22 protein-coding genes and 2 pseudogenes are annotated in these 19,028 nt (G+C 45.0%); 6 read left to right on the top strand and 18 right to left on the bottom strand.

Features of this window, described 5'->3' with window-relative positions:
- Window positions 1-3 precede the first annotated feature (3 nt).
- The 15 genes and pseudogenes from rplE to NI464_RS05290 form a co-directional block, all read right to left on the bottom strand.
- Window positions 4-540, bottom strand: coding sequence for a 50S ribosomal protein L5 (gene rplE / locus NI464_RS05360; protein ID WP_004645057.1), 537 nt, complete (start codon window positions 538-540; stop codon window positions 4-6).
- Window positions 541-556: 16 nt separating this feature from the next.
- Window positions 557-874 carry a 50S ribosomal protein L24 gene (gene rplX, locus NI464_RS05355; protein WP_004281502.1) on the bottom strand — a complete coding sequence of 106 codons (318 nt, stop codon included), beginning with the start codon at window positions 872-874 and terminating at the stop codon, window positions 557-559.
- Between the two features lie 9 nt (window positions 875-883).
- Window positions 884-1,252 (bottom strand): 50S ribosomal protein L14, encoded by a 369-nt coding sequence (gene rplN, locus NI464_RS05350; protein WP_004281503.1) that lies wholly within the window; start codon window positions 1,250-1,252, stop codon window positions 884-886.
- 91 nt (window positions 1,253-1,343) lie between these two features.
- Window positions 1,344-1,601 carry a 30S ribosomal protein S17 gene (gene rpsQ, locus NI464_RS05345; protein WP_004281504.1) on the bottom strand — a complete coding sequence of 86 codons (258 nt, stop codon included), beginning with the start codon at window positions 1,599-1,601 and terminating at the stop codon, window positions 1,344-1,346.
- Window positions 1,598-1,795 (bottom strand): 50S ribosomal protein L29, encoded by a 198-nt coding sequence (gene rpmC, locus NI464_RS05340; RefSeq protein ID WP_004281505.1) that lies wholly within the window; start codon window positions 1,793-1,795, stop codon window positions 1,598-1,600. Before rpmC ends, rpsQ begins: the two co-directional genes overlap by 4 nt.
- Window positions 1,795-2,208, bottom strand: coding sequence for a 50S ribosomal protein L16 (gene rplP, locus NI464_RS05335; RefSeq protein ID WP_004281506.1), 414 nt, complete (start codon window positions 2,206-2,208; stop codon window positions 1,795-1,797). Before rplP ends, rpmC begins: the two co-directional genes overlap by 1 nt.
- Window positions 2,148-2,964 (bottom strand): annotated as a pseudogene (gene rpsC / locus NI464_RS05330) (30S ribosomal protein S3). Before rpsC ends, rplP begins: the two are co-directional and overlap by 61 nt.
- A gap of 1 nt (window position 2,965) precedes the next feature.
- A complete protein-coding gene (gene rplV / locus NI464_RS05325) occupies window positions 2,966-3,295 on the bottom strand; it encodes a 50S ribosomal protein L22 (protein ID WP_001982638.1) in 330 nt (109 codons plus the stop codon).
- Between the two features lie 11 nt (window positions 3,296-3,306).
- Window positions 3,307-3,582, bottom strand: a complete 276-nt coding sequence (gene rpsS / locus NI464_RS05320; protein ID WP_004281508.1) for a 30S ribosomal protein S19 — start codon at window positions 3,580-3,582, stop codon at window positions 3,307-3,309.
- A gap of 19 nt (window positions 3,583-3,601) precedes the next feature.
- Complete coding sequence (gene rplB / locus NI464_RS05315) at window positions 3,602-4,426, bottom strand: 50S ribosomal protein L2 (RefSeq protein ID WP_004281509.1); 825 nt, start codon at window positions 4,424-4,426, stop codon at window positions 3,602-3,604.
- A gap of 11 nt (window positions 4,427-4,437) precedes the next feature.
- Window positions 4,438-4,758 carry a 50S ribosomal protein L23 gene (gene rplW / locus NI464_RS05310; RefSeq protein WP_004281510.1) on the bottom strand — a complete coding sequence of 107 codons (321 nt, stop codon included), beginning with the start codon at window positions 4,756-4,758 and terminating at the stop codon, window positions 4,438-4,440.
- A complete protein-coding gene (gene rplD / locus NI464_RS05305; protein WP_004281511.1) occupies window positions 4,755-5,357 on the bottom strand; it encodes a 50S ribosomal protein L4 in 603 nt (200 codons plus the stop codon). The genes rplW and rplD overlap by 4 nt, the downstream gene beginning before the upstream one ends.
- Window positions 5,358-5,368: 11 nt before the next feature.
- Window positions 5,369-6,007: a 50S ribosomal protein L3 gene (gene rplC, locus NI464_RS05300; RefSeq protein WP_004645054.1), complete on the bottom strand. Its 639-nt coding sequence runs from the start codon at window positions 6,005-6,007 to the stop codon at window positions 5,369-5,371.
- A 60-nt stretch (window positions 6,008-6,067) separates the two neighbouring features.
- Complete coding sequence (gene rpsJ, locus NI464_RS05295; RefSeq protein ID WP_000070912.1) at window positions 6,068-6,379, bottom strand: 30S ribosomal protein S10; 312 nt, start codon at window positions 6,377-6,379, stop codon at window positions 6,068-6,070.
- A gap of 273 nt (window positions 6,380-6,652) precedes the next feature.
- Window positions 6,653-7,387 carry a type 1 glutamine amidotransferase gene (locus NI464_RS05290; RefSeq protein WP_224216269.1) on the bottom strand — a complete coding sequence of 245 codons (735 nt, stop codon included), beginning with the start codon at window positions 7,385-7,387 and terminating at the stop codon, window positions 6,653-6,655.
- Between the two features lie 163 nt (window positions 7,388-7,550).
- On the opposite strand from NI464_RS05290, the gene NI464_RS05285 reads away from it, so the two are divergent.
- From NI464_RS05285 to yihA, 5 genes and pseudogenes are all read left to right on the top strand, one after another.
- Window positions 7,551-8,753 carry a PLP-dependent transferase gene (locus NI464_RS05285; protein WP_253137919.1) on the top strand — a complete coding sequence of 401 codons (1,203 nt, stop codon included), beginning with the start codon at window positions 7,551-7,553 and terminating at the stop codon, window positions 8,751-8,753.
- Window positions 8,754-8,771: 18 nt separating this feature from the next.
- Window positions 8,772-10,322, top strand: coding sequence for a helicase HerA-like domain-containing protein (locus NI464_RS05280; RefSeq protein ID WP_253137918.1), 1,551 nt, complete (start codon window positions 8,772-8,774; stop codon window positions 10,320-10,322).
- Between the two features lie 153 nt (window positions 10,323-10,475).
- Entirely contained in the window at window positions 10,476-11,237 is a 762-nt protein-coding gene (locus NI464_RS05275; RefSeq protein WP_253137917.1) for a globin domain-containing protein, read from the top strand.
- Window positions 11,238-11,334: 97 nt separating this feature from the next.
- On the top strand, window positions 11,335-11,775 hold the full coding sequence (locus NI464_RS05270) for an RrF2 family transcriptional regulator (RefSeq protein WP_253137916.1): 441 nt from the start codon (window positions 11,335-11,337) through the stop codon (window positions 11,773-11,775).
- Between the two features lie 105 nt (window positions 11,776-11,880).
- Window positions 11,881-12,657, top strand: a pseudogene (gene yihA / locus NI464_RS05265) (ribosome biogenesis GTP-binding protein YihA/YsxC); the annotation flags it as partial.
- Window positions 12,658-12,928: 271 nt separating this feature from the next.
- Here the strand turns inward: yihA and NI464_RS05260 are convergent.
- Window positions 12,929-14,176, bottom strand: coding sequence for a dicarboxylate/amino acid:cation symporter (locus NI464_RS05260; protein ID WP_253137915.1), 1,248 nt, complete (start codon window positions 14,174-14,176; stop codon window positions 12,929-12,931).
- A gap of 174 nt (window positions 14,177-14,350) precedes the next feature.
- Window positions 14,351-15,223: an acyl-CoA thioesterase gene (locus NI464_RS05255; RefSeq protein WP_004645045.1), complete on the bottom strand. Its 873-nt coding sequence runs from the start codon at window positions 15,221-15,223 to the stop codon at window positions 14,351-14,353.
- Window positions 15,224-15,505: 282 nt separating this feature from the next.
- Between NI464_RS05255 and plsB the strand changes: the two genes are divergently transcribed.
- On the top strand, window positions 15,506-18,073 hold the full coding sequence (plsB, locus tag NI464_RS05250; protein WP_004645044.1) for a glycerol-3-phosphate 1-O-acyltransferase PlsB: 2,568 nt from the start codon (window positions 15,506-15,508) through the stop codon (window positions 18,071-18,073).
- A 113-nt stretch (window positions 18,074-18,186) separates the two neighbouring features.
- Here plsB and NI464_RS05245 read toward each other — a convergent pair whose 3' ends face one another.
- Window positions 18,187-18,999, bottom strand: a complete 813-nt coding sequence (locus NI464_RS05245; protein ID WP_253137914.1) for an NAD-dependent epimerase/dehydratase family protein — start codon at window positions 18,997-18,999, stop codon at window positions 18,187-18,189.
- Window positions 19,000-19,028: the final 29 nt, after the last annotated feature.

Below are 19,028 nucleotides of genomic sequence, written 5' to 3'. Positions count from 1 at the left end.
CTCTTATTTGAACGGGAAGCCGAATGCACGCATAAGCGCACGGCCTTCGTCATCGGTGCGAGCAGTCGTAGTAATGGTAATATCCATACCACGAATACGATCAATCTTGTCAAAATCGATTTCAGGGAACATGATTTGTTCCTTAAGACCCATTGAGTAGTTACCACGACCGTCGAATGATTTCGCAGAGAAACCACGGAAGTCACGGATACGAGGGATCGCAATCGAGATCAAACGGTCCAAGAATTCGTACATACGTTCGCCGCGTAAAGTAACTTTACAACCGATCGGCCAACCATCACGGATTTTAAAACCAGCGATTGATTTACGAGCTAACGTAAGTACTGGTTTTTGACCAGCGATAGCTTGCATATCTGAAAGAGCACCATCAAGGAGTTTTTTGTCAGCAGCAGCTGCGCCAACACCCATGTTGATCGTGATTTTAGTGATGCGAGGAATCTCCATCACATTCTTAACGCCCAATACTTCTTGTAATTGAGCTTTAAGTTCGTCGTTGTAACGTGTTTTAAGTCTGGCCATGGCCTATATCAACCTATTACTTCGCTACCGCCACTGATTCACCATTTGATTTGAATACGCGAGTTTTCACGCCATCAATCACTTGGTAACCAACACGGTCAGCCTTTTGGGTTGTAGCATTAAAAACTGCCACGTTTGAAATATGAAGCGAAGCTTCCTGAGTTACAACGCTACCTTCAGCGCCTGTAGCACGGTTTGGCTTCTGATGCTTCTTCACCAAGTTAAGGCCTTCAACCTTAACACGGTCATTAGAAACAGACAGAACAGTACCCTGTTTGCCTTTTTCTTTACCTGCGATCACAATTACTTGATCGCCTTTTTTAATCTTAGCCATGATCGCCTCTTATAGAACTTCAGGAGCCAATGAAATAATTTTCATGAACTGTTCAGTACGAAGTTCACGAGTCACTGGTCCGAAAATACGAGTTGCAATCGGCGCTTTGTTGTTGTTCAAAATAACAGCAGCGTTATCGTCGAAACGAATCACTGAACCGTCTGCACGACGGATACCGAATTTTGTACGAACCACAACCGCATTCATCACGTCACCTTTTTTAACACGTGCGCGTGGAATTGCTTCTTTTACAGTAACTTTAATAATGTCGCCAACAGAAGCATAACGACGATGCGAGCCACCAAGTACTTTAATACATTGTACGCGGCGTGCACCACTGTTGTCTGCTACGTCGAGCATAGTTTCGGTCTGAATCATTGCCCTACTCCAAAACCGAGCAACACCGGTCGAAATTTCGAAAGGCTCAAAGAGTACTCGAAATTGACCGATGATGCAACAAGAACGTTAATTACTCAGCAGCTGCTTCAACAACTTCAACTAAAGTCCAAGACTTAGTTTTAGAAATTGGGCGGCTTTCTTTAATGGTTACAACATCACCAGCTTTCGCTGTGTTGTTCTCATCATGAGCATGTAATTTTGTTGAACGGCGGATTAATTTGCCATACAACGGGTGTTGAACTTGGCGTTCAATAAGAACAACGATAGATTTATCCATCTTGTCGCTTACAACTTTGCCAGTTAACGTGCGGACTGTTTTATCACTCATTGTCCGTTCCCCTGTTTTTCGGTAAGGAGGGTCTTAATACGAGCAATAGTCTGACGAGTAAGTGCAACTTCATGCGATTTACCCAATTGACCAGTTGCTTTCGCCATACGAAGACGGAATTGGTTAAGCTGTTGCTCATCAAGCAAAGCTGTCAACTCTTCTACCGACTTTTCACGTAGATCTTTAGTTTTCATTACATTACCGTCCGAGTCACGATAGCGGTTTTAAACGGAAGCTTAGCTGCTGCAAGCGTAAACGCTTCGCGAGCCAATTCTTCGTTAACACCATCAATTTCGTACAAGACTTTACCTGGTTTGATTTGGCAAACCCAATATTCCACAGAACCTTTACCTTTACCCATACGCACTTCAAGAGGCTTAGAAGTAATCGGCTTGTCCGGGAATACACGGATAAAGATCTTACCACCACGCTTAATACGACGGCTAATTGTACGACGCGCTGCTTCAATTTGACGCGCAGTCATTTGACCACGTTCAACTGATTTAAGTGCAATAGTACCGAAAGATACTGTGCTACCGCGGTGTGCTAGACCAGTGTTACGGCCTTTCTGCACTTTACGGAATTTAGTACGCTTAGGTTGCAACATGGATTATTCTCCTTTTTCAGCAGAACGATCATTGCGACGACCACGACGCTCTTGACCTTCACCACGACCACGACCGCGTTTAGCTGGACGCTCTTCTGCTGGAGCTGGGTTCATGACTTGTTTCATGCCGCCCAAGATCTCACCACGGAAGATCCAAACTTTAACACCGATCGTACCGTAAGTAGTCTCAGCACGCATAGTCGCATAGTCGATATCTGCACGAAGCGTATGTAGAGGTACACGACCTTCACGATACCACTCAGTACGAGCAATCTCAGCACCACCTAAACGGCCTGAAACTTCTACTTTGATACCTTTAGCACCAGCACGCATGGTGTTTTGTACCGCACGCTTCATAGCACGACGGAACATTACACGTTTTTCCAATTGAGAAGCGATAGCTTCAGCAACTAGACGCGCGTCTAAGTCTGGACGATCAATTTCATTGATACTTACTTGCGCAGGAACACCCATAATAGATGTCAATTCGCGTTGTAGTTTCTCAATATCTTCGCCTTTTTTACCGATCACGATACCTGGACGAGCAGTGCTAATAGTTACTTTAGCAGCGCCTGTAGGGCGTTCGATAAGAATATTGCTGATCATCGCGTTTTTAAGTTTTTTGATCAAAAACTCACGAACTTGAAGATCTTTAAGCAAGTATTCAGCGTATTGTTTCGGATTCGCATACCAGTTAGCGTTATGACGTTTCACAACACCTAGGCGGATACCGATTGGATGAACCTTCTGACCCATATCAAACCCCTACCTTAACGGTGATGTGACAAGTACGCTTAGTAATACGATCTGCACGGCCTTTAGCACGTGGCATAATACGTTTCAGGCTCATGCCTTCATCAACGTAGATCGTAGAAACTTTAAGGTCGTCTACATCTAAACTGTTATTGTGTTCAGCATTTGCAATCGCAGATTCCAACGCTTTCTTAACTAGAACTGCAGCTTTTTTGTTGCTGAAGTTAAGGATGTTAAGAGCGTGCGCAACAGATTTGCCGCGGATAAGATCTGCAACCAAACGAGCTTTTTGTGCCGAGATAGCGGCACCGCGTAATTTAGCAGTTACTTCCATCATAGCACCCATTAACGTTTAGATTTCTTGTCAACACCGTGACCGCGATAGGTACGAGTTGGTGCAAATTCACCAAGCTTGTGACCAACCATGTGCTCAGAAACGATCACAGGAACGTGGTTACGGCCATTGTGTACAGAAATTGTTAAACCAACAAAATCCGGGAGGATCATCGAACGACGCGACCAAGTTTTGATCGGCTTACGGTTATTAGCCGCGATAGCCGCTTCAACCTTAGCGAACAAGTGCGCATCGACGAATGGGCCTTTTTTCAGAGAACGAGGCATTGTCAGATTCCTTTACTTGTTACTTAACGCGACGGTCGCGAATAATCATCTTAGTCGTACGCTTATTGGTACGTGTCTTGTACCCTTTAGCTTTTTGACCCCATGGGCTTACAGGTTGAATACCTTTGTTACGCCCTTCACCACCACCATGTGGATGGTCAACTGGGTTCATCGCCATACCACGAACGGTAGGACGAACACCACGCCAGCGTGATGCACCAGCTTTACCTAGTGAACGAAGGTTGCTTTCTGAGTTAGATACTTCACCTAACACAGCACGGCATTCAACGTGAATTTTACGCATCTCGCCTGAACGCAGACGAACGATAGCGTAAGAACCGTCACGACCCAACAGCTGAACTGAAGTACCAGCTGAACGAGCTAACTGCGCGCCTTTACCGATTTTAAGTTCGATGTTGTGAAGAGTAGAACCGATAGGCATGTTGCGAAGCGGCAAGCAGTTACCTGGACGAATTGGAGCATCGTTACCAGACTGTACTTTATCGCCAGCGCGAAGGCCTTTAGGAGCGATGATATAACGACGCTCACCATCAGCATACAATACAAGTGCAATGTGTGCAGTACGGTTAGGATCGTATTCGATACGCTCTACAGTTGCAGGAATACCATCTTTGTTACGTTTAAAATCAACTAGACGGTAGTGCTGCTTGTGACCGCCACCAACGTGACGAGTCGTGATGTGACCGTTATTATTACGGCCGCCAGTACGTTTTTTAGCTTCAACCAACGGAGAGTATGGTGCGCCTTTGTGAAGGTGATCGTGAACCACTTTCTCTACAAAGCGACGTCCTGGAGACGTTGGCTTACATTTTTGAATAGGCATAATTCTCGTCCTTATTCCGCTGTGCTTTCAGCGGTATCGCCCAAGTCAGCCATTTCAACATCTTGGCCAGCTTTCAGGGTGACGTATGCTTTTTTAACATCAGAACGACGTCCTAATGTTTTACCAAAGCGTTTAGACTTACCTTTAGTGATAGTCGTGTTAACTTTAACAACTTCCACACCAAAGAGTTGTTCCACTGCTTTTTTGATTTCAAGCTTGTTTGCATTTAATGCAACTTTAAACACTTGAACACCAGCAGTTTCACCTAAAACTTGTGCTTTTTCTGAGAATACAGGTCCTTGCAGGACTTGATAGATACGTTCGTTGTTCATCCGAGTTCTACCTCAATTTTCTTAGCAGCAGCTACAGACATAACAACTTTGTCGAACGCAATCAAGCTAACCGGATCGATTGCAGCAGCATCAACCACATCAACGTGTGGAATGTTGCGCGCAGCAAGATACAGGTTCTCATCAACAGCATCAGTAACGATCAATGCGCGAGTCGCATTCAAGTCGTTAAGTTTTGCAAGCAATTCTTTAGTTTTTGGAGCTGCAACAGCAAACTCTTCAACTAAAACTAAGCGATCTTGACGAACAAGTTCAGCTAGGATGCATTGCATAGCACCGCGGTACATTTTACGGTTTACTTTTTGAGACCAGTCTTGTGGACGAGCAGCAAAAGTTTTACCACCGCCAACCCAGATTGGGCTACGAATAGAACCAGCACGAGCGCGGCCAGTACCTTTTTGACGGAATGGCTTGCGACCACCGCCAGAAACGTCTGCACGTGATTTCTGAGCTTTTGAACCTTGACGGCCACCAGCTAAATAAGCTGTAACCACTTGGTGAACAAGAGCTTCATTAAATTCACGACCGAACGCAACTTCTGATAATTCAACAGCAGAGCCGGAAACAGTATTTAAATTCACGTTATTTCCCCTCAGGCCTTGATCGTAGGACGAACGATTACGTCGCCACCAGTAGCACCAGGAACCGCGCCTTTAACAACTAGAACTGAACGTTCTGTGTCGATAGCAACGATCTCAAGACCCTGTGTAGTTACGCGTTCAGCACCTAAATGGCCAGCCATTTTTTTGCCTTTGAATACGCGACCAGGAGTCTGGTTTTGACCAGTAGAACCTAAAACACGGTGAGAAACTGAGTTACCGTGAGTTGCATCTTGCGTACGGAAGTTCCAACGCTTAACACCACCTTGGAAACCTTTACCTTTAGATTGACCAGTTACGTCAACAACTTGACCAACTTGGAACAATTCAACGGTAAGCGTACCACCAACCTCACGACCTTCAAGATCAGCTTCTGTAGCACGGAATTCTTGAACTAGACGGCCAGCTGCAACACCCGCTTTCGCGAAGTGGCCTTTCTGAGCGTTAGTTACGCGAGATTCGCGACGTTCACCAGTAGTGATTTGAATCGCTTGATAACCATCAGTTTCAAGCGTTTTGATTTGAGTGATGCGGTTAGGATCAACCTCAATCACTGTAACAGGCACAGAAACACCAGCATCTGTAAAGATACGTGTCATACCGCACTTGCGACCGACTAAACCAATAGCCATGTGCATAAACCTCTAAAAAAGCGGCCTAATTAACTTAGAGTGTTAATTAACCCGAAAGCCTTAACCCAATGCGATCTGAACATCAACACCAGCTGCAAGATCTAACTTCATCAATGCATCTACAGTTTTGTCTGTAGGTTGAACGATGTCGATCAAACGCTTGTAAGTACGGATTTCGTACTGGTCACGCGCGTCTTTGTTTACGTGTGGTGATGTTAAAACGTTAAAACGCTCAATGCGTGTTGGCATTGGAATTGGACCACACACTTGTGCGCCAGTACGTTTTGCGGTTTCTACGATTTCTTGAGCTGATTGATCAATCAGGCGATGATCAAAAGACTTAAGACGGATACGAATTCTCTGGTTAGACATACCAGTAAACTCCAAGCCAAATATATAAAGAATCACTCTTGACGCATCTCACCCCACTTTATGTGGGCAAGTGTCAAGAGCAGTGAAATATCACTAAGGTCATGATCGATGCCACGACTGTAACGATAGTTAACTACTTTATTCGCAGTTAACCCCCTTCCTATTGAAGGGTCGCTTATTATAGCCATTGTTTAATGCATAAGCAAATCTCTTTTATGGTTTTATCCAAGTTTTCAATTTATGACTTATAAACAATAGTTTATTGTTTAAATATTAGGCGGTTTTTGCCAAAACATATTCTATTGCACGATTTAATATCTGATTTCCTTCAATAAATTTTTGCTTCGTGGTTTTTTTTAATTCAAATAAATTTTGCACATATTTTCCTGAAAATTGCGCAAGCTCTTCTTCATTTTCCAAAAACAATGCCAGGGTTTCCGGCGTGATTTCCGGATGAAACTGGAAGCCCAATACATTTCTGCCCAACTGGTACATCTGATTACGACAGGCTTCATTTTCTGCCAGATGGACTGCACCTTTGGGCAATTCAAATGTTTCATTGTGCCATTGTAGAATATTGAACTGCTCCGGCAGGCTAAAATACGTCTCCGGTAGATTCGCCACTCTGTGCACCGTGGTCCACCCCAATTCTTGTTCTGGATTGCGACTAACACCTGCACCCAAAGCATTTGCAATCAACTGCCCACCCAGACACAGGCCAATTGCCGGTTTACCATGCGAAAGATAGCGACGCAACCAGCGTTTTTCTATTTTTAACCAAGGGAAATTTGCTTCATCATTCACACTCATGGTTCCCCCCATAATGATCAGCAAATCCACCTCTTCCACTGCAGGCAGCGCCTCGATCTCCAAAGGTCGATCCACGGGTAAAGCAAAAAATTCAGTCGCTGTAATGTGCGCCTGATGCTGCTTTAAAAATTCATAACAACTACCAAAACCTTCACCAGCAATATGCTGAAAATAATGCACTTTTAAATGCGATTTCATGCTCCTCAACCTATTTTTTTAGCTATATAGATTTAGGTTTTGCAAAAATGAAGCCAACTTTTTATAAGACTTGTTGTTTTTAAACAATTCACAACGTAACTGGCAGTGAGTCACAGATTCTCTTAAGCTAGAGTAATATTTGATTACATTTGAGCGCATTCACGTGAAACAAGACCCTCAAACTCGCCTGATTCATGCACCACGAAAGGCTCCTCAAGCGATTTCCACCATTCAGCCTCCCCTCTATCGTGCATCGACGGTTATCTTTAACAATACCGATGCCCTGTTTAATCGCCATTGGACCGATGACTATGATTATAGTTATGGCACGCATGGCACGCCTACGACCTTTACGCTGGGCGATAACATCGCACAACTCGAAGGTGGTTTATATCACCTGCTCGCACCGAGTGGTTTATCCGCGATTAATCTCGTGAATTCTTGCTTTTTAAGCCAGGGCGATGAGGTTTGGGTAGCTGACAATATCTATGGTCCAAACATGGAGCATTTACGCAATATGGAAAAGCGTTATGGAATTACGGTTAAGGTCTACAATCCCATAGAGCTTGATACATTTCAGCCTACAGATAAAGCCAAACTGATCTGGCTCGAGGCTGCTGGCTCAGTCACCTTGGAATTTCCGGATCTGGCTGGTTTAGTGAAAAAAGCTCAGGCACACAATATTCTTACTGCGCTGGATAATACCTGGGGCGCAGGTCTGGCTTTTGATGCCTTTGATTTTAGTGAAGAGCATTTAAGTGTAGATATGACGGTACATGCACTGACCAAATATCCAAGCGGCGGTGGTGATATCCTGATGGGCTCAGTGGTTACGCGAGATAAGACCCTGCATCACAAACTGTTCCGTGCGCATGCCATTCAGGGCATTAGTGTTTCTGGTGATGATGTGGCACAGATACAACGTAGTCTGGCTTCGATGCAACTGCGATATCAACATCAATCCAGCAGTGCGCTTACATTAATGACATGGCTTAAACAGCAAACCGACTTTGTGCAAGTACTTCATCCTTCAGATCCGGACAGTGCAGGCCATCAGTACTGGAAAGAAATTTGCAAGCAAGGTGATAGTGCCGGCCTGGTCAGCGTGATCTTTGACAGCACATACGTAATGCAGGATATCCGGAATTTCTGTGATAGTTTAAAACTGTTTAAGCTAGGCTTTAGTTGGGGTGGCCCTGTCAGTCTGGTCATGCTATATAACTTAAAAGACATGCGTGTGCTGGAACATTCACACTTAAAAGACGGCTTGCTGGTTCGTTTCTGTATTGGACTGGAACATCCGGAAGATTTGATTCAAGATATTCAGCATGCACTAGAACAAATGAAAAAACTTAAAAATGAATAATAAATAACAGGAACAGCTATGGGTACACCAATTGTTATTGCTAAAAGAACCACGGATACCACGCAGGATATTGTGCTGCATTCCCAACTTGCCAATCGACATGGCTTGATTGCAGGTGCCACTGGTACCGGAAAGACTGTGACTTTAAAAGTATTGGCGGAGAGCTTTTCTCGAATTGGTGTACCTGTATTCCTCGCCGATGCCAAAGGCGATGTGTCCAGCCTGGCCAAAGCAGGTGAAAGCAGTCCCAAGTTTGATGAACGGATTAAAAGTCTCAATATCGAGTCTATTCCTTTTGCAGCCTCACCAGTGGTGTTTTGGGATTTATTTGGCGAACAGGGTCATCCGATTCGCACTACCATTTCTGAAATTGGTCCGCTGCTGCTGGCACAAATGCTGAATCTGAATGACACCCAGGAAGGCGTTTTATCTGCGGTGTTTCGGATTGCCGATGATCAGGGTTTATTACTAATCGACTTTAAAGACCTGAAAGCCATGCTGAGTTATGTCTCTGAGCATGCGGCTGAGTTTAAAGCTGAATATGGCAATCTTTCACCCGCCAGTCTCGGTGCGATTCAACGTAATTTGTTAGCTCTGGCTGACCAAGGCGGTGACCAGTTTTTTGGCGAGCCGGCGCTGGATCTGATGGACTTTCTGCAGACGGACAGTCAGGGCCGTGGCAATATCAATTTGTTGGCGGCTGACAAGCTGATGAACACGCCTAAGCTGTATGCCACCTTCTTACTCTGGATGCTCTCCGAGTTGTTTGAACAGCTTCCAGAAGTTGGCGATCTGGAAAAACCGAAACTGGTGTTTTTCTTTGATGAAGCCCATCTCTTGTTTGATAATGCCAGCCCTGCCCTACAGGATAAAATTGAGCAGGTGGTGCGCCTGATTCGCTCTAAAGGCGTGGGAATTTATTTTGTCACGCAAAATCCGTTGGACTTGCCGGAAAGTGTCTTGGGCCAGCTCGGCAATCGGGTTCAACATGCTTTACGGGCTTTCACTCCCAAAGATCAAAAAGCAGTGAAAACCGCAGCAGAGACCTTCCGAGCCAATCCTGAATTTAAAGTCGATCAGGTGATTACCGAACTTGCTGTCGGTGAAGCCCTAATTAGCTGCCTGGATGAAAAAGGTATTCCGCAAATTGTAGAACGTGGCTGGGTCATGCCGCCGTATTCATCCTTTACACCGATCTCGCTTGAAGAACGCAAGGCTCTTATGCAGCAAAGTATAGTTGCCGGTATTTATGAGCAGCCAGTCGATCGGGACAGCGCCCACGAAATGCTGCAAAACAAGGTCGCAGAACGCCAGCAACAGGCTCAGGCCGCCGAATTTGCCAAACAACAAAGCAAGGAACAAGAAGCTCTTGCCAAGCAGCAAATTAAAGAACAGGAACGTCTGGCACGAGAACAGCAAAAAGAAGCTGAACGCGCAGCCAAGCAACGAGAAAAACTGACTCAGGATATTGTCGGCACCTTTGCCAAAAGTGCTGCCCGCAGCCTGGGCGGGAGTACTGGGCAGAAAATTGTGCGCGGCTTACTTGGTTCGCTGTTTGGCCGCAAATAATTCCTCTCCTTTTCCGATCATCATCATACTTTTTATGGGATATTCTTATATCCCATAATTTTTTTATGGTTTTATGACTATGCGCTATTGTAAAGCTATTTTAAAAGATGTAATTTAAATGCATCTTTTAAAAAACATCTGTAGATAGCTCTCATGAATCCACAACATATTGAACTTGTACAAGCGACTGTTCCTGTTTTACGTGAAAACGGCGTAGCACTTACTACGTATTTCTATAACCGCATGCTGAACAACCATCCAGAGTTGAAAAACACCTTCAACATGGATCATCAAAGTACCGGGCGTCAACCACGTGCCTTGGCTGCCGCAGTACTTGCCTATGCCGAAAACATTACCAATCCGGGCGTTTTAGCCAAAGCCATCGAACGTATTACCACTAAACATGTCAGCCTGGATATTCAGCCGGATCAATATGCGATTGTCGGTGAGAACCTGTTGCACTCGATCAGCGAAGTTTTAGATGTACCCATGGACTCAGACCTGATTGCAGCCTGGAAAGAAGCGTATATGCAACTGGCAGATATTTTGATTGGTGTGGAAAAATCTAAATATGCAGAGTTAGCATCTGAAAATGGTGGCTGGGCGGGCTGGCGCGAATTTGAAGTGGCAGCAGTGAATGATACCGACGCAGGTAAAATCTTTACACTTAAAGCTAAAGATGGGGCAGCGATTGCAAATGCTGAAGCGGGTGAACATATTTCAGTACGTGTACAGGTGCCTGAACAGCACATTCATCAACCACAACAGTTTAGCTTTGATCAGGCTCAAAACGAGCAATATCAAATTACTGTGAAAGCGGAAGAAAATCCAACCGCATTCTCGGTTGCACAGACACTGATCGACCACTACAAAGTTGGTGATGTAGTTGAAGTGTCTGCCCCGCTCAAGCTTTAATTACCAAAACGGTTTAGACTAGCATCAGATTCTGATTAAAAGCTCCATTCGTGGAGCTTTTAACATTCAATTCTTTCATTTTCTAGCTGTTGACCTTATGCAACTCAATAAATTCACTGACTATGCGCTTCGGATCCTGATGTATGTCGCACAGCCACGTGATCTCCCCTATACCATTGCAGAACTTGCCGAGCGCTTGCAGGTTTCACAGAATCATGCCATGAAAATCGTGCATTTTATGGCGAAACAGGACTGGCTGATCACCACACGTGGCAAAGGTGGCGGCATACGTTTAAATCCGGCAAGCCTGAACCTCCAGCTGGGACAGATTGTGCGAATTCTGCAACGCGACAGCAATGTAGTGGAATGCAATAGCCCACCCTGCGTATTACGTCCGACCTGTGGTTTAAAAGGTATTTTAGATGATGCGGTGGAACAGTTTTATAGCAGTCTGGACCAATATGTGCTTAAAGATGTGATTAGGCCACGAAATGCGCGTTTCAGTACAAATTCTCCGATCGGCCTGATTAATCTTTAAAGTCTTCCGGGTCAGGTCTTGTGACTTATTCTTGCGGCAAAGTTCGCTTGCCTGTGCGACTTCCTTTATAATGTTTCATTGTAGATCATTTATTGAAGTTGAGTTATGCACCACAGCAGAGGAAAATCCAAAAACAGTAAGACAGCCCATGCGCCTAAGCAAAAGATCAGCTACGAGAAAAAAGTTGATTCTGCCATTACTGAATATTCTGTGCGCGCACTCAACTGGCTACGCAAAGCCGAATTTTTAATGAGTGCACCCAAACTCAGTCTTTGTGTAGAAGATACAGGCTATGAAATTGCTTTTGCCGGCCGCTCGAATGCGGGTAAGTCTAGTGCGATTAATGCCCTGACCAACCAGAAACAGTTGGCACGTGCATCGAAAAAACCTGGCCGTACCCAGATGATCAACTTTTTCAGCCTGGGTAATCCGGATCAGCGTCTGGTCGACTTACCCGGTTATGGTTATGCGGCTGTGCCTGAAAAAATGAAACTGGTCTGGCAAAAAGAACTGGAAAATTACCTGATTCACCGTCAAAGCTTGCAAGGCCTGGTATTGTTGATGGATATCCGTCATCCCCTGCAACACTTTGATGTAATGATGCTGGAATGGGCTTATTCCCGCCAGTTGTTCGTGCATGTGTTATTGACCAAATCTGACAAACTAAACCGTGGTCCTGCATCCAAAGCCTTGCAGGAAGTCAAAGCGGCATTGAAAAAGATGAAGCTGGATTTCTCAATTCAACTGTTTTCCTCCATGAACAAACAAGGTTTAGAAGAACTGGCCAGCGTCATGGGTGGCCGTTTGAACTTTACCTTAGATCAAGCATCTGAATATGATCTGGACAGCATTCCGGAAGCATCAGCGCATGATTTGAATGAATCTGATGAACCGCTTGAAGAGCTCGAGCTTAGTGAAGCTGATTCTGAGCATGCTGAAGTATCGACTCATGATTTAAATGAAGCTGAAGAACCGCTGGAATTGCTTGAGCAGGATCAATCCGAGCTTAAAGCGGCAGATGAATTGAATCAGAATAAGCATTCACCGGATTAAGATCCATATCACCGCAATGGTCTGGGAGTTCTGGATTTATTAAAACTCACCTTATAAAAAAAGCAGACCAATGGCCTGCTTTTTTTATTTTTTAAATGTTTTAGCTATCTGTAGCTTGAAGATCGGGTTCACGCGTATGCCGGTCCACCACCACACTGATCATCATATCCCCTTGAACATTCACGACTGTGCGTACGGTATCCAGTAAACGGTCGATCGGTAAAAGAATAGCAATCGCCTCGGCAGGCAAACCGACCGACTGCAAGACCATGATCATGGTCACCATACCGGCACTCGGAATTCCTGGTGCACCTAAGGATGCAATCATCGCCGTGGCGCAGACCACCAGTTGCTGCCCCAGACTCAGATCCAGCCCCATTAAATTGGCAATAAATAATGCTGCTGCCGCTTCATACAGTGCTGTGCCATCCATATTCAACTGTGTACCAAGTGGAATCACAAAGCCTGCGGTATGTGGACGTACTCCTAAATTTTCCTGTGTGCATTTCATTGACAAGGGCATGGTGGCCGAACTGGAACTGGTAGCAAAGGCAGTAATCAGAGCAGCTCGTGTGCCTTTAAAGAACGTGACCGGATCCATCTTGCCGAAAACCCATAGCAATAAAGGCAAGACCACGATGCCATGAAAAATCGTCGTGCCGGTAACCACCGCAGCGAATTCAGCCAGACGACTGAGGACTGAAACATCTTCAGTGGCAATTAATTTAGCCAATAAGGCAAAAATACCAAGCGGTGCCAGTTTCATCACCCAGCCAATCATCAACATCATGATTTCGAAAAACTGGTGACTCAGCTTGCGCACAGTACGAAACTTATCCCCACCTGCCACCAGTGCCACACCAACAAATAAGGCAAAGACTACCACCGCCAAGACATTGCCATCGGCAAAAGCTTTAAACGGATTGATCAGGGTATTCTGAATAAAATTGGTAAAGAAAGATGAAGGTGTCAGGGTATCTGGCGTTTGATGTTGCGCCATGGCATCCTGGAACATCAGCACATCAACACCCTTACCGACATCAAACAAATGCGCACACGCCAGACCTAAAATGAGCGCCAAGGTGGTGGTGGTCACACAGCACATCAGGGTGATTTTCCAGGTGCGGCTTAGCTGCCCACCCGCCTGCAGATTGGATACGCCGACCACGATCGAGCTAAAAATCAGCGGCACTAACAGCATTTTTAACAAGCCAATAAAAATGCTGCTGACGATACCGATGCCATATAAGCTGACATCAAAAAATGAGGTCTGCGGAAATATCGTCAATAGAAATCCAAACAGCACCCCCAATACGGCGGCAATTAGAATTTGCGTATTTAAGCTCATCTTTTCATGCATTTTTAATATTGATCTTAAGCCGCACTATGCCATGCGAATTCTACAGAATCGAGTAATATTTTATAAACGCGGCGTGAGGACATGATATCAAATGGCCATTTTCATCCGGCTTAAAAACAAAAAGCCGAATCAGGGATTCGACTTTTTGAGCAGGAAGAAAAATTACTGTGTTTCGATTTCACGTAAACGGATCAAGCCTTCCTGAGAGGTACTGCAGACCAGCTCACCGTTCTGCCACATCCGGCCAAAATTCAGGCCACGCGAACTGGCGCTTTGGGTGGCATCCATATCGTAAAGCATCCACTCATCCGCACGGAACGGTTTATGGAAGTACATGGCATGGTCAATACTGGCACATTGCAAACTTGGCGAGATATAGCTCAGACCATGTGGACGAAGCGCTGTGGTCATCAAGGTAAAATCAGAATAGAAAGCAGCAATAGCCTGATGCAAGGAGATCTGATCGACTTCTGCAGCAATACGGTCATGCGTACGGATATAGTGCGCATAAGACGGTGCTTCAGGTTGAGGCTGGAATGGATTTTGCGGATTGACCGGACGAATTTCCACATGACGATCACGAGTGAAAGATGCACGGACATTTTCCGGAATAAACTCAATAATCTGTTTGATCAGTTCCGCTTCATTTTTCAGGCTTTCTGCCGGTGGATATTCAGGCTCTGAAATCTGGTAATTTAGCCCTTCTTCCTGATGCGCGAAAGACACCATACACATGAAAATGGTACGGCCATGCTGAATAGCGCGCACCTGACGGCTGACAAAGCTCTTGCCGTCACGGATACGATCCACTTCATAAATAATCGGTGCATTGACATCCCCGCCAAACAGAAAATAGGCATGTAATGAATGTGCTGGACGATCTGTGGTATAAGACGCGGCGCGTAGTGCCTGCCCTAAAACCTGCCCACCGAACACGCGCTTGCCCACCAGATTCCGGCTGATTCCCCGGAAAATGTTTTCTTCTAACTTTTCTAAGCTAAGCAGCTCGACCAGTTCCTGTGTTAAGGCATTCATAAGCAACCTATCTAATATTGGAGATATCCAAAATGGAAAAACGGATCTAAATAATTGATCTGGAATATTCTGCCACAAAATCAGACCGAAACTCTAAAGTTTGCATGACTGTTCTGTCATACTGATGTCATAAGTGACTAGGAAAAGCACCTGCTTTCACGCTAAAATTGAAGCACTTCTGTTGAAGTTGTTAAAAAAAGATATATTGTTTCGCTTTAGAAACCCGCAAAATAAATTCCCTCAGAAGTCCTGTGGTTTTGGTCAGTAAAATTAGGAGCAGCTATGTCCAAGAATGGCTTTGGTCAAATGTATCGCAAGCTTTCAAGTAAGTTACTTGATCTTGTGGTTACCCCTCATGTTCTTGGGGAAGTACCAAGTGAAGTGACAGCGCCTGAATCTGATCAGACTGCAGCAGAATCGCAGAAACTGGTCTGCTACGTTTTACAGAACCATTCGCGTAGTAATGCACTGGTTGTCGATGCAGAAACGCGACGCTTAAAATTGCCGGCTGCACTTGATCCAATGCAACTGGGCAATAATAAGGAAAAAGCATCGGTACTGTTTTTACAGCATCATGATGAAAATAACCTGTTGAGTTCTCCCCCGCATGCTTTCCCGCCGCGCCTGTTACGTCTGATTGAAATCCTGGAACAGCATCCTGAGCTGGATGTCGAACTGGTTCCGGTAACAGTACTTTGGGGACGTGAACCTGAGAAAGAAGATTCCTGGTTTAAGCTTTTATTTACCGATACTTGGTCTACGCCAAGCCGGGTCAAACAACTGGTCAATATCGGCCTGCATGGTCGCCAGTCTTATTTAGAGTTTCATGAACCGCAATCTTTACGCACCTTGATTAACTTTGCCAAAGAGACGCATCCAAATTCAGCGCCAGCAACTTATATTGTCAGCACTTTAAATGATTACCTGGATGGTCAGCGTGAAGTCATTCTCGGGCCGGATCTGTCCGACCGCCGTAATGTGATGCATGGTCTGATCAAGTCGCCAGATGTACAGGCGGCGATTCGCAATGACAGTATTCGCAGCAAAATCTCGATGCTGGAGTCTGAACGTCGCGCCATCGGTTATCTGAACGAAATCGTTTCCGACTATTCTCATTCTACCGTACGTTTTGCCGACAAGGCCCTGACCCGCTTATGGACCCAGCTTTATGACGGCGTGGAAGTGCATAATTTCAGTACCGTGCGTGAATTGGCCAAGGATTATGAAATTGTCTATACCCCATGTCACCGCAGTCACATTGACTATTTATTATTGTCTTATGTGATCTATCGCCGTGGCTTGATGGTGCCGTATATTGCCGCGGGCGATAACCTCAATATGCCTTTTGTCGGTCAGATTTTACGTGGTGGTGGCGCTTTCTTTATTCGCCGTACTTTCCGCGGCAACGCGCTCTATACTACGGTGTTTAAAGAATATCTGTATAGCGTCCTGTCACGTAATACCCCGCTAGAATATTTTATTGAAGGTGGCCGTTCACGTACCGGTCGTTTGCTACCGCCAAAAACCGGGATGCTGGCAATGACCGTGCATGGTCATTTACGTGGCAAGTCCAAACCGATTGTATTTGTACCGACCTATATCGGCTATGAACGCCTAATGGAAGGTGGTACCTATGTCGGTGAGATGAGTGGTAAGCCAAAAGAAGCCGAGTCTATTTTTGGTATTTTGAAAACCCTGCGCAAGATTGAACGTATTTTTGGCAAGGTGCACCTGAACTTTGGTAAACCGGTATTTCTGGATGATATCCTGAAACAGCATGGTGCAGAAAATATCAAGATCGAAAAGAACGATGATCCGGTTCCACAAGCGGTTTCTGACGCGGTGAATAGCTCTGCACAGGCTATTCTGGAAAATATTAACAGTGCAGTCGTGATCAATCCGGTATCGTTATTATCTTTAATCTTGCTGGCCACGCCAAAACATACGCTGGATGAAGAAATCTGTATCAAACAGCTGGATACCTATCGCACCTTGCTCACCGCCCTGCCTTATGATGAACGCATGCAGGTTACACCGCTGTCAGGCAAAGAAATAATTGCCTATGCAATGAAGCTGAAACTGATCAAACGGGTGAAGCATGTACTGGGAGATATTATTGCGATTGAGGATAATCAGGCGGTTCTGCTAACTTACTTCCGTAATAATATTGTGCATACTTTTATATTGCCATCCCTGATTGCAGCCCTGACTGAACATAACGGCACCATCCGCCGTCATGATGTGATCAATATCAGCAGCACCCTATATCCGTTCCTCAAAGCCGAACTGTTCTTAAAATGGCATGAAGACGAGATTCAGGATCAGGTGAATGCGCATATTGATAGCTTAATTGCCTCGAAACTGATTACACAAGATGGTGAAAACCTGATTGCACCTGCACCAAATACAGAAGCACATCATCAGCTTGAGGTTCTAGCTGCACCCGTGACTCAAAGTCTGGAACGCTACTATATGACTTTGGCACTGATTACCCAGCGCGGTTCAGGCAATATCTCGACCCGTCAGGTGGAAGAGCTGAGTTATCTGGTTGGGCAGCGCCTGTCTGTACTGTACGAATTCAACTCACCTGAGTTCTTCGACAAAGCCCTATTCCAAAGCTTTATTAAAGTCTTAACCCAAAAAGGTTATCTGTGTACCAATGAAGACAATGCCATTGTCTTTGATGAACAGCTGACCAATGTGGCGCAGTATGCAGATCTGGTACTGGATGAAGTGAAGTTGCAGATGCTGCATCACATCACCGACTTTACGGATGAAGAACTGAAAGAAGCTTTGGATGCAGTTGCGGCTGAACAAGCCAAGAAACGCGCGAAGCGGAAGAAGAAGTAAGGCTTTTTATTCCCTCTCCTTTCAGGAGAGGGTTAGGGAGAGGTAATTTAAAAAGCCCTTCTCCTGACCTCCCTTCGAGAAAGGGAAGAATATTCCTCTTTTACAAGGAGGAGCTAAGAATTATTTTTCCTCATCAACCCCAAATAATCCTCATAACAATCTGGATGCTCTAACTCAAATCCCATTTTCTGCATTCGGGTCGCATAAAGCTTCTTACCTGTCACCTGCTCACTTTCTACTTTAAGCAAAGGAAGCCCCATCTGCTTTTGGAACCATTGCAATATTTCATGCATTAATTTTGGATCGTTGTTTGTCACAATATAAGAATTTTCAGGATGTTCCACGTGAATCATCTGTGATAAGAAACGTGATAAATCTTCAATGTGAATCCGGTTGGACCAGTGCAGATTCGGATATCTCAACATCGAGGCGGCCATTTTTTGTAGGCGTTCTACCGATGCTCCATAAATCCCACTTGGACGAATGATGGTACATTTCTCAGGATAAGCAGTGAAATAAGCCTGCTCCATCTGCTGCAAGATTTTGCTCTGAGCATCATTCGGGTGAATTTCAGTTTCGTCATCTACGATTTCACCGGAATTTTGCCCATACACTCGTGTCGATGACACCACCACAATCCGTTTCACCGGATGCTGTTTCAAGGCAGAGACAATAGGTTGAACCGAATCCAGATAAGTTTGCTGATAGCCTTCAACCGTACTTTGTTTTGGACTAAGTAATACATAGACCCAGTCAATCGGTGTAACTGCTGTTAAATCCAGTTGATGCACATCCTGAATCAGATGAGTTGCGAATGAATCTGTTTTGGGACTCTGGCTAATTGTGCTAATTTGATGACCTTGCTCAAATAGTTGTTTAGCCACACGTCGGGATGTTTTACCATAACCGGTAAATAAAATATGCATTGAGCACCGAATCACAAATCTGGTTGAGG

Source organism: Acinetobacter lwoffii (genome assembly GCF_024129685.1).
Lineage (GTDB): Bacteria > Pseudomonadota > Gammaproteobacteria > Pseudomonadales > Moraxellaceae > Acinetobacter > Acinetobacter lwoffii_X.
This window is presented reverse-complemented; position numbering and strand designations above follow the sequence as displayed.